Genomic DNA, 11,967 nt, shown 5'->3' on the forward strand with positions numbered 1-11,967 from the left:
AAATTTGCAACCAATTTGACTTAAACCCCTAAAATAAATGAACAAAAAGAATCTTAAGAAGGTGCTCGTACTCGGTTCGGGCGCACTTAAAATCGGACAGGCAGGTGAGTTCGACTACTCAGGCTCACAGGCACTGAAAGCCCTGCGTGAAGAGGGCATCAAGAGCGTGTTGGTAAACCCAAACATTGCCACCATCCAGACCTCGGAAGGTATTGCCGACCAAGTGTATTTCCAACCGGTTAATGCGCATTTCGTCACGGAAATCATCAAGAAGGAACGTCCTGATGGCATCCTCTTGGCTTTTGGCGGACAGACAGCCCTGAACTGTGGTACAGAACTATATCTGAACGGTACGCTCAAGGAGTATGGCGTCCAGGTGCTGGGTACCAGCGTTGAGGCTATCATGGATACTGAAGACCGCGACCGTTTTGTGAAGAAACTCGACGAGATCAGTCTGAAGACGCCCGTAAGCCACGCCGTAGAGAATATGGAAGATGCGCTGAAGGCAGCCCACGAGATAGGCTTCCCCATCATGATTCGCTCAGCTTATGCGCTGGGAGGACTGGGTTCTGGTATCTGTCCTGATGAGCAGGCCTTCAAGGAACTGGCTGAGTCGGCCTTCACCTTCGCACCCCAGATCCTGGTTGAAGAGAGCCTGAAGGGCTGGAAGGAGATTGAGTTCGAGTGCATCCGTGATGCCAACGACCGCTGCTTCACCGTGGCCTCTATGGAGAACTTCGACCCCCTGGGTATCCACACGGGCGAAAGTATCGTAGTGGCTCCTACTTGTTCATTGACCGAGGAACAGGTCAAGATGCTGCAGGAAATTACTATCAAGTGTGTGCGTCATCTGGGTATCGTGGGCGAGTGCAACATCCAGTTTGCTTTCAACGCTACGACCAACGACTATCGTATCATTGAGATCAACGCACGTCTGAGCCGTTCTTCAGCCTTGGCTTCAAAAGCTACGGGTTATCCGCTCGCTTTCGTAGCAGCTAAGATTGCGCTGGGCTATACCCTCGACCAGATTGGCGAGATGGGAACTACAAGTTCTGCATATGTTGCTCCCTCGCTCGACTATATGATATGCAAGATTCCCCGTTGGGACCTTACAAAGTTCGCTGGCGTCAGCCGTCAGATTGGCTCTTCAATGAAGTCTGTAGGTGAGATAATGAGTATCGGTCGCTCTTTCGAGGAGATGATACAGAAGGGCTTGCGCATGATTGGTCAGGGCATGCATGGCTTCGTGGGCAACGACCACACCAAGTTCGACGACCTCGACAACGAGTTGGCTAACCCCACCGACCTGCGTATCTTCGCTATTGCCCAGGCTCTGGAAGAGGGCTATACCATTGAGCGCATCGAGGAACTGACCAAGATTGATGTATGGTTCCTTGAAAGACTGAAGCATATTGTAGACCTGAAGCACGAGCTGCAGAAGTTCGATAAGCTGGAGGATCTCTCCGATGAACTGCTGCTTGAGGTGAAGCGTTGTGGCTTCTCAGACTTCCAGATTGCACGCTTTGTTCTGAAGACCAAGTCAACCAATATGGAGAAGGAGAACCTTGAGGTGCGCAAGCTCCGCAAACAGCGTGGCATCATGCCTTCTGTGAAGCGCATCCCCACAGTAGCCAGCGAACATCCTGAGCTCACCAACTATCTCTACTTCACCTATACCCACGTACCTGCCTTTGGCGACACCAAGGGCGAGAAATACAAGGTTGCCCACGACATCAACTATTACAATAACGAGAAATCCGTAGTTGTCTTAGGTTCAGGCGCTTACCGTATCGGTTCGAGTGTAGAGTTCGACTGGTGTTCGGTGAATGCCATCAACACCGCCCGTAAGTTGGGCTATAAGTCTATCATGATCAACTACAATCCCGAGACCGTATCTACCGACTACGATATGTGCGACCGTCTCTACTTCGATGAACTCTCGTTGGAGCGTGTGCTCGACGTGATGGATCTGGAGCAGCCTCGCGGTGTCATAGTCTCTGTAGGTGGTCAGATTCCCAATAACCTCGCGATGAAACTCCACCGTCAGGGTGTTCCCGTACTCGGCACCTCTCCCGTAGATATCGACCGTGCCGAGAACCGCGACAAGTTCTCTGCTATGCTCGATAAGCTTGGTATCGACCAGCCCGCCTGGCGTGCGCTGACGAGCTTCGACGATGTGAAGGAGTTCGTTGACAAAGTGGGCTATCCCGTCCTTGTGCGTCCCTCATATGTGCTCTCTGGTGCTGCGATGAACGTATGCTATGACGAGGAAGAACTGCAACGCTTCCTGAATATGGCTACAGAGGTATCCAAGGAATTCCCCGTGGTGGTGTCTAAGTTCATGACTGAGACCAAGGAGATAGAGTTCGACGCCGTAGCCGACAAGGGCGAAGTGATTGAGTACGCGATCTCTGAGCACGTGGAGTATGCCGGTGTGCACTCTGGCGATGCAACGATGGTGTTCCCTGCACAGCACATCTATTTCTCTACTATCCGTCAGATTAAGAAGATTGCCCATAAGATTGCAGCCGAACTCAACATCTCCGGTCCTTTCAATATCCAGTTCCTGGCAAAGAACCGCGAGGTGAAGGTCATTGAGTGTAACCTGCGTGCCTCCCGTTCGTTCCCCTTTGTTTCTAAGATTCTGAAACGCAACTTCATCGAGACGGCTACAAAGATTATGCTCGACGCCCCCTACCAGAAGCCCGAGAAGAGTGAATTTGATATCGACCGCATCGGTGTCAAAGCTTCTCAGTTCTCGTTTGCCCGCCTGCAGAATGCCGACCCTGTCCTGGGTGTCGACATGAGTTCTACGGGTGAGGTTGGCTGTCTGGGCGACGACCTGAACGAGGCTCTCCTGAACAGTTTGATAGCAACTGGCTATTCTATTCCTAAGGATGCCGTGCTCATCTCTTCTGGTGGTGCCAAAGGCAAGGTTTCCCTTTTGGAACCCGCACAGCAGTTGGCCAAGAAGGGCTATACCATCTACGCCACCGCCGGCACCGCTAAGTTCTTCAACGATAATGGCGTGAAGGCTATCACCGTAGCATGGCCCGATGAGGCTGGCGAGAACAATGTGATGGACCTCATTTCCCAGCACAAGGTGGGTCTGGTCATCAACGTACCCAAGAACCACACCTCACGTGAGCTGACCAACGGTTATAAGATTCGTCGTGGCGCCATTGACCACAACATCCCCTTGATGACCAATGTACGTCTGGCAAAGGCCTTCATCGAAGCCTTCACCGCCATGAGTCTCGACGACATCAAGATAAAGTCTTGGCAGGAGTACAACAATTAACCTATGACATATGTAAGACACATGGTTGACTAATTTGGACAGAGTCGTTGGACACTGGACACTAAAAACAGAGATTTTCAAACTTTCTTTGCGTACATATATGTTCACGGTACGCGTAGAGGTTTGGAAATCTCTGTTTTTTTAGTTTCCCGTGTCCAGCTCTCCATTCTGATTCTGATACTGCTTTTGTTGCATAATAGGAATTTTTTATCAACCGTCTGCACTTTTTGTGTATGCGGCAGTAAATTTTTCAATTATCAATTATCAATTTTCAATTAAATTAGTTACCTTTGCACACAAATTGCAATTTTATATATAAAATGATACTTGAAAAGATAAACGAACTCCTTCAGCAGGTTGACTCGCTGGAGGCAAAGAATGCTGAGGAAGTAGAACAGCTCCGACTGAAGTACCTGAGTAAGAATGGTGAACTGAACGAGCTGATGAAGGACTTCCGCAACGTGCCCGCAGAACAGAAGAAAGAGGTGGGCATGAAAATCAACGAACTGAAACAGCGCATCACAGACCGTATCAACGCCCTGCGCGAGGCATGCACCACACAGGAGTCTGGCGACGAAGCCATCGACCTGACACGCACGCCCTACCCCATCCAGTTGGGTACACGCCACCCCCTGACCATTGTGACCAACGAGATTATCGATATCTTCAGTCGCATGGGATTCGTGCTGGCCGACGGTCCCGAGGTAGAGGACGACCTGCATGTGTTCACCCGTATGAACTTTGCTGCCGATCACCCCGCACGCGATATGCAGGACACCTTCTTCGTATCGCAGCATCCCAATGATGTGACCAAGAATATTCTGCTCCGCTCACACACCAGTAGCGTACAGGCTCGTGTGATGGAGAACATGCATACTGAGGACGGCAAACTGACCGGTCCCATCCGCGTAATCTGTCCGGGTCGCGTTTATCGTAACGAGGCTATCACAGCCCGTGCCCACTGTTTCTTCCATCAGGTAGAGGGTCTGTATATCGACAAGAACGTGTCGTTTACCGACCTGAAGCAGGTACTGCTGTCGTTTGCCCGCGAGATGTTTGGCGCCGACACAAAGATTCGTCTGCGCCCATCTTACTTCCCATTCACTGAGCCCAGCGCAGAGATGGATATCTCTTGCTTCATCTGCGGTGGCGAGGGTTGCGGTTTCTGTAAGCACACCGGATGGGTAGAGATTCTGGGTTGTGGTATGGTGGATCCTAACGTACTGGAGCAATGCGGTATCGACTCTAAGGAGTATAGCGGCTATGCCTTCGGTATGGGTGTAGAGCGTATCACCAACCTGAAATATCGTGTATCAGACCTCCGTATGTTCTCTGAGAACGATACCCGTTTCCTGGAAGAATTCCAAGCAGCTGACTAATTTTAAAAACATAATTCTAAAACAAACAACGCTATGTTAAAACCGTTAAACAAAAAATTCGCTCCTAAGAGCGTGATGCCTGAAAAGGTGATTCAGTTTGGTGAAGGTAACTTCCTTCGTGCTTTTGTAGATTGGATTATCTGGAACATGGACCAGAAGACCAATTTCAATGGTAGTGTCGTAGTCGTTCAGCCCATCGAACGCGGTATGGTAGACTGGCTCAACGGTCAGGACTGTCTGTATCACGTCAATCTGCAGGGCCGTGAGAACGGTAAGCCCGTAAACACCCTGGAGCGCATCGACGTTATCAGTCGTGCCCTGAATCCCTACTCTCAGAACGATGCCTTCATGGCACTGGCTGACCAGCCCGAGATTCGTTTTGTGATTTCTAATACCACGGAGGCCGGTATCGCTTTCGACCCCGCTTGTAAGTTGGACGACAAACCCGCCAGCAGCTATCCCGGTAAACTGGTTCAGCTGTTGTACCGTCGTTACCAGACCTTCAACGGCGACCCCACCAAGGGACTTATCATCTTCCCATGTGAGCTGATTTTCCTGAATGGTCACGTGCTGAAGGATTGCATCGAGAAATACATCGAGTTGTGGCAGTTGCCTGAGGGCTTCAAGAAATGGTTCGAGGAGTCTTGCGGCGTTTACGCTACCCTCGTAGACCGTATAGTTCCAGGCTTCCCCCGCAAGGAGATTGCTGAGATTCAGGAGAAGGTTGGCTATCGTGACAACCTCGTTGTACAGGCCGAGAACTTCCACCTCTGGGTTATCGAGGCTCCAAAGGAAGTAGCTCAGGAGTTCCCTGCAGACAAGGCCGGACTGCACGTGCTGTTCGTTCCTTCAGAAGAGCCCTACCACAAGCGTAAGGTGACCCTGCTGAATGGTCCTCACACCGTATTGAGCCCTGTAGCTTATCTTAGTGGCGTGAACATCGTACGTGATGCTTGCAACCACGAGGTTATCGGAAAATATATCCACAAGGTACAGTTCGAGGAACTGATGCAGACACTCGACCTGCCTATGGACGAGCTGGAGAAGTTTGCCGGCGACGTGCTGGAGCGCTTCGACAACCCATTCGTAGATCATCAGGTTACCAGCATCATGCTGAACTCATTCCCCAAGTTCCAGGCTCGCGACCTTCCCGGAGTAAAGACCTATCTGGCTCGCAAGGGCGAACTGCCTAAGGGCTTGGTATTCGGTCTGGCTGCCATCATCACCTACTATAAGGGTGGCAAGCGTTTCGACGGTGCAGAAATCACACCTAACGACGACCAGAAGATTATGGACCTGCTGAAAGAGCTCTGGGCTACCGGTGATACTCAGAAGGTGACCGACGGTGTGCTGGGTGCAGAGTTCATCTGGCAGGAAGACCTGAACAAGGTTGCTGGTCTGAACGCTATGGTAAAGCAGTTCCTTGACCTCATCCAGGCTAAGGGTATGCTGGAGGCTGTGAAGACAATCCTGTAAACCTGATAAGGATCATAAAACAAATAAGGCGCTTCGTTTTGAAGCGCCTTATTTTTGTGTCTGTATTCTGGTTATCCACCGAAGTTATCGTACATGATACTCTCGGGATCTACGCCAAGCGAGTCGAGCATAGAGACAACGGCCTTTGACATAGGGCCAGGACCGCACATATAGTACTCGATATCCTCGGGAGCCTCGTGGTCCTTCAGATAGGTCTCGTACATCACGTTGTGTACGAAGCCTGGAGTATACTTCACGCCAGCAGCATCGGCAGCAGGATCTGGACGGTCCAGAGCCAGATGGAAGTGGAAGTTGGGGAACTCCTTCTCCAGTCCGAGGAAGTCTTCCAGGTAGAACACCTCATTGAGCGCACGGGCACCATAGAAGTAGTGCATCTCGCGATCGGTGGTGTGCAGCGTCTTCGTCATATGCATGATCTGTGCACGCAGAGGAGCCATACCGGCACCACCACCAACCCAGATCATCTCCTTCTTAGAGTCAAAGTGTGGGTGGAAGTCACCGAAGGGACCGCTCATAATCACCTTGTCGCCGGGTTTCAGCGAGAAGATATAAGATGAAGCGATACCAGGGTTCACATCCATGAAGCCACTACGGTCAGCCTTGAACGGAGGCGTAGCGATACGTACGGTCAACATGAACACGTCGCCCTCAGCAGGATAGTTGGCCATAGAGTAAGCACGGATGGTGTCCTCGGGGTTCTTACACTTGAGTGGGAACAAACCGAACTTCTCCCATGCGGGCAGATACTCGTCGCCAATCAGAGACTTGTCGAAGTCCTTATCGTAGTCGATGCAGTCAAACTTAGGAATACGGATCTGAGCGTAGGAACCAGGCAGGAAGTCCATGTGGGCACCAGCAGGCAGCTGTACCTTGAACTCCTTGATAAAGGTAGCCACGTTCTTGTTAGAGATAACGGTACACTCGTACTCCTTAACACCCAGGATAGACTCGTCAACATGAATCTTCAGGTCGCCCTTCACCTTGCATTGGCAACCCAGGCGCCAGTGGTCCTTAATCTGCTTACGTGTGAAGTGAGGCTTCTCTGAATCCAGGATCTCGCCACCACCTTCAAGCACCTGAACCTTACATTGTCCGCAACTGGCCTTACCACCACAGGCAGAAGGCAGGAAGATGCCGTTCTCGTTGAGTGTAGCCATCAGGTTATTACCCTGAGGCACGTTGAGCACACGGTCACCATTCACGGTGATATTCACATTGCCGCTGGGCGATAGATATTTCTTCGCTACGAGCAGGATGATGACGATAGCGATGATCGTCACCAGGAAAACGATAATACTATTTACTATAAACATAACTGTCGCCCTCCTTAGATTTTAAGTCCACTAAAACACATCATGGCCATAGCCATCAAACCCACAGTAATAAACGTGATGCCGAGGCCCTGCAGAGGCTTGGGCACGTCGCTATACTGCATCTTCTCACGAATGGCACCCATAGCCACGATAGCCAGGGTCCAGCCAATACCGGAACCGAGCGCATAGACCACAGCGTCACCAATGCTGGTGATAGCCTTTGTCTCGCTGGGGTCCAGCAGGATGCGCTGCTGCATGAAGAGCGAGGCACCCATGATGGCGCAGTTTACGGCAATCAGAGGCAGGAAGATACCCAGGGCTGCATAGAGCGATGGTGAGTATTTCTCCACAATCATCTCGACCAACTGCACGATACCGGCGATAACGGCGATAAACAGGATGAACGAAAGATATGAGAGGTCCATACCGAAGATACCATTCTCAGAGAGCACCTTGGTCTGGAGCAGATAGTCAACAGGTACGGTAACAAACAGCACGAAGGTAACTGCCAGTCCCAGTCCCAATGAAGTCTTCACATTCTTCGAAACGGCAAGGAACGAACACATGCCCAGGAAGAAAGCAAAAATCATGTTGTCGACAAAAATCGAACGGAAGAATAATGATATTGCGTGTTCCATAATTTACTTCTCCTTATAAAAATAAGCACGGTGTACCCAGATAACGATTCCCACGAGGATCAGCGCCATGGCAGGCATCGTCATCATGCCGTTGTTAAAGTCCTTGCAATCAATAATCTGAAAGCCCAGCAGCGAACCGCGTCCGAAGAACTCACGAACGGCACCCACGATAATCAGAATCATGGCGTAGCCGATACCGTTGCCCACACCGTCGAGGAATGAAGGCCAGGGCTTGTTCTGCATGGCAAAAGCCTCCAGACGTCCCATCAGGATACAGTTGGTGATAATCAGACCCACATAGACAGAGAGCTGTACGCTGACGTCATAGACAAAAGCCTTCAGAATCTGAGAAACGATAGTCACCAGAGCAGCCACAACAACCAACTGTACCACGATACGGATACGAGTAGGAATGGTGTTACGCAAGATAGAGATAATCACGTTGGCAAAAGCCGTGATAACGGTTACAGCGAGACCCATCACAATGGCAGGCTTCAACTGACTGGTCACAGCAAGTGCCGAGCAGATACCCAACACCTGAACAAGTATCGGGTGGTCGAGGTTCAACGGATTGGTGAAAGCCTCTTTATTTTGCTTACTAAATAATGCCATAGTTCGTTAGTTCTTTAAAAAGTCCATATACTTGGCCAACTGGTCCTGCAGCATCTTGCTCACAGCTGTAGAGGTAACGGTAGCACCTGTCACGGCATCCACCGTTGTCTCGTCGTTGACAGCTTTCACAACGCTCAGGGCAATCGTTGAATCATCGCCATCGGCAAAGATCTTCTTGCCCTGGAACTTTGCCTGCCAATCGGCATTGTCCTTAATCTCAGCACCAAGTCCGGCAGTCTCGCTCTCGTGGTTGAAATAAGCACCATATACGGTGTTCTTGTCACTATCGATAGCCAGGAAGCAGCTGATGCCGCCCCACATGCCCTGACCCTTCAGGGGAAGCACGTATTTCACGTCGCCATTCTCGAGTGTGCAAACATAAACATTCTGTGCCTCGTCGAAAGCCACAATCTTCTCGTAGGTAGCGTGTGCCTCTTCATCGCTCAGGCCACGCAGGTTCAGCGAGTTCAGGATCTGCTTCTCTGTGTCGAGTGCAACGTTAGCATCCTGCATGGGCTTCAGGGTCTGAGAGACGAAAGCCAACAGGAAGGCCACGATGACCACCATGATCGTACTATATATAATAATGTACGTATTGGAATTTGTATTCAGTTTCATTTTGTACCTCCTCTCTTCAAACGTTTTGAGATATTGCGGTCAACCACGAAGTAGTCGATAGCAGGAGCAAACATATTCATCAACAGGATAGCCAGCATCATGCCCTCGGGGAAACCGGGGTTCATCACGCGGACCACGATGGCAACGACACCAATCAGGAAACCGTAGAACCACTTACCACACTCGGTGCGGCATGAGGTAACAGGGTCGGTAGCCATGAATACAGCACCAAAGCAGAAACCACCCAGGGCAATGTGCTCATACCAGTGGATAGGTGTCATATCAAGGCTCTCGAACAGCAGAGCTGTCAGGATTCCACCGGCGAAGACGCTAATCATGGTCTTCCATGAAGCAATACCCGTGCAGAGCAGGATAACGGCGCCAATGGCGATGGCAATTACAGAAGTCTCACCGATTGAACCGGGAATCAGTCCGTAAACGGCATCCATCGTGAAGTTGTAGTCGGCCAGGTTGGCCAGAGGTGTAGCACCAGAGAAGCCATCGGGCACCTGACCACCGAAACCGAAGATAGGACTGTCGGCAATCCAGGCCTGGTCGCCTGTCATCTTCTGGGGATAGGCGAAGAAGAGGAAGGCACGTGCCAAGAGTGCGGGGTTGAAGATGTTCATACCCGTACCACCGAAAATCTCCTTGCCGATAATCACAGCAAAGGCAACAGCAATAGCCAACATCCACAGAGGCAGGTTCACAGGGACAATCAAGGGAATAAGGATACCAGATACGAGGTAACCCTCCTGAATCTCCTCATTTTTCCATTGTGCCCAAGCAAACTCAATGCCCAGACCAACGATATAAGAAACCAGAACCTTTGGCATCACTGCCAGGGCACCAAAGAGGAACATATCCATGAATGAAGCGTTCAGTCCTGATGCGATAGCATTCTGATAACCAACATTATACATACCAAACAGTAAAGCAGGCATCAAAGCGATGACCACCATACTCATAATGCGTTTCGAGTCGATAGCGTCGTGGATATGCACACCCTTCTTCGCTGTTGTATTGGGCACAAAGAGGAAGGTCTCAAAACCATCAAATACGCTACGGAAAGCGTGAAGCTTACCTTCCTTCTCGAAGGCGGGCTTTATCTTATCGAGATAATTTCTTAATGCTTTCATCGTCGTTATGCGTTTTCTTTACGTAAATTATTCAATCCTTCACGAACAATGCGCTGGAGTTCCAACTTAGAAGAGTCAACAAACTCAGCCAGGGCAAAGTCCTCGGGAGACACCTCGTAGATACCCAACTGCTCCATCTTGTCGATGTCGCCGGCGATGATAGCCTTAATGAGGTATTCACCATAGATATCCATAGGCAGCACCTTGTCGTACTCACCACTCATAATCATGTGGCGCTCACCACCCTTCACACGGGCATCCAGCGCATAAGCCTTCTTGCCGAAGAGCCATGAGAAGTAGCTGCGGTTTACAGAGAACTGACCGAAGCGGGGCATGATCCATCCCAGCAGTTCGTTGTTATCGTCACCCTCGGGAATCACGGTAATCTCTGAGGTGTGAGCACCCAGGAAGCCATCCTTCGAAGTGATACGGCCTGTCAGTACGTTACCATTGATAATACGTACGGAGTGATCAGCATCATAGCTGTTGGAAAGCAGCGTAGAGAGTTCCTCACCAACGAGCATATCCACGTAGCAGGGCTTTTTCACCTCACTACCGCAGAGTGCCACCGTACGTGTCAGGTTCACCTTACCCGTGTTAAACAGGCGTCCGATAAAGAGCACCACAGAGGGGTCACCAATGGTCCATACCACCTCACCCTTGTTGACTGGGTCGATGTTGTTGACCTGTACGCCTACGTTACCGGCAGGACACTTGCCCTTGAACACGTTAACCTCCACGTCCTTCATGTTCTCCAGACTAGAGTCAACGCCTACACCCAGATACGTCTTGGCGATCTTTGAGAGTGCGGTAAGACCGGTCTGGAAATCTGCCTCCTGACCCTTTACCTCAAACTCAAAACTGCCAGCCAGGGGCTTGTCGCGCAGGGCTGACACGAAGATAGCCTTCGGCATCACGGACGGGTTCGTAGAGATGGCGTAAGGCAGCTGGTTGATGAAACCAAAGAGACCTGCCTCAAGAAGGGCATCAACAACGGCCTTAGCGTCCATTGCGGCCACATCCTTCTTGCCAAAATCCACATACTGTTGCTGACTGTCGGCCTCTACCTTTACGCAGAGCACCTTACGGCGATCTCCGCGCTCTACTGCAGTAACTTTACCACTTACAGGCGAGGCGAAACGAACTTCGGGATAGAGTTTGTTAACGAACAAAGCATCCCCGGCTCGGACAACGTCACCTTCACGTACAACGACCTTGGGAACGACGCCTTCGAAATCGTCTGGCACCAAAGCGTAGTGCCCGTTCGATTTGAGGTTCATTTTCGTTTCCTCAGCTTTTCCTTGAAGGTGAATGTCTAAGCCTTTACGTAGCCTAATAACATTTGCCATATTCAATAAATTGGTTTGATTGTCTCTTTGGGCTGCAAAATTAATAATTTTTAGGTTAACAGAGAAGAAAAACGTTAGGAAAAACACGGATTTCGGAACTTTTGTATTAAATTTGCACAAC

General features: G+C 50.4%; 9 protein-coding genes. 3 read left to right on the plus strand and 6 right to left on the minus strand.

Annotated features, from left to right (window positions below; all coding sequences use genetic code 11):
* The first annotated feature begins 37 nt into the window (after positions 1–37).
* From carB to L6466_RS07805, 3 genes are all read left to right on the plus strand, one after another.
* Positions 38–3,301, plus strand: a complete 3,264-nt coding sequence (carB, locus tag L6466_RS07795; protein WP_237803276.1) for a carbamoyl-phosphate synthase (glutamine-hydrolyzing) large subunit — start codon at positions 38–40, stop codon at positions 3,299–3,301.
* Between the two features lie 320 nt (positions 3,302–3,621).
* On the plus strand, positions 3,622–4,680 hold the full coding sequence (gene pheS / locus L6466_RS07800; RefSeq protein ID WP_091851808.1) for a phenylalanine--tRNA ligase subunit alpha: 1,059 nt from the start codon (positions 3,622–3,624) through the stop codon (positions 4,678–4,680).
* Positions 4,681–4,713: 33 nt separating this feature from the next.
* The gene (locus L6466_RS07805) at positions 4,714–6,156 is read left to right on the plus strand and encodes a tagaturonate reductase (RefSeq protein ID WP_237803275.1); all 1,443 of its coding nucleotides are present in this window, start codon (positions 4,714–4,716) and stop codon (positions 6,154–6,156) included.
* Between the two features lie 71 nt (positions 6,157–6,227).
* Here the strand turns inward: L6466_RS07805 and nqrF are convergent, their stop codons facing one another.
* Genes nqrF through L6466_RS07835 form a run of 6 tightly spaced genes read right to left on the minus strand, consistent with a single transcriptional unit; the run spans position 6,228 to position 11,846 of the window.
* Positions 6,228–7,490 (minus strand): NADH:ubiquinone reductase (Na(+)-transporting) subunit F, encoded by a 1,263-nt coding sequence (gene nqrF / locus L6466_RS07810; RefSeq protein WP_091851815.1) that lies wholly within the window; start codon positions 7,488–7,490, stop codon positions 6,228–6,230.
* Between the two features lie 14 nt (positions 7,491–7,504).
* Positions 7,505–8,128, minus strand: coding sequence for an NADH:ubiquinone reductase (Na(+)-transporting) subunit E (nqrE, locus tag L6466_RS07815; protein ID WP_091819228.1), 624 nt, complete (start codon positions 8,126–8,128; stop codon positions 7,505–7,507).
* A gap of 3 nt (positions 8,129–8,131) precedes the next feature.
* Positions 8,132–8,740 (minus strand): NADH:ubiquinone reductase (Na(+)-transporting) subunit D, encoded by a 609-nt coding sequence (locus L6466_RS07820; RefSeq protein ID WP_091819227.1) that lies wholly within the window; start codon positions 8,738–8,740, stop codon positions 8,132–8,134.
* A 6-nt stretch (positions 8,741–8,746) separates the two neighbouring features.
* Positions 8,747–9,352 carry an FMN-binding protein gene (locus tag L6466_RS07825; protein WP_237803553.1) on the minus strand — a complete coding sequence of 202 codons (606 nt, stop codon included), beginning with the start codon at positions 9,350–9,352 and terminating at the stop codon, positions 8,747–8,749.
* A 2-nt stretch (positions 9,353–9,354) separates the two neighbouring features.
* Positions 9,355–10,497, minus strand: coding sequence for an NADH:ubiquinone reductase (Na(+)-transporting) subunit B (locus L6466_RS07830; RefSeq protein ID WP_237803274.1), 1,143 nt, complete (start codon positions 10,495–10,497; stop codon positions 9,355–9,357).
* Between the two features lie 5 nt (positions 10,498–10,502).
* Positions 10,503–11,846, minus strand: coding sequence for a Na(+)-translocating NADH-quinone reductase subunit A (locus tag L6466_RS07835; protein ID WP_091851821.1), 1,344 nt, complete (start codon positions 11,844–11,846; stop codon positions 10,503–10,505).
* Positions 11,847–11,967 lie beyond the last annotated feature (121 nt).

This window comes from Prevotella communis (assembly GCF_022024175.1).
In the GTDB taxonomy this organism is placed as follows: Bacteria; Bacteroidota; Bacteroidia; order Bacteroidales; family Bacteroidaceae; genus Prevotella; species Prevotella communis.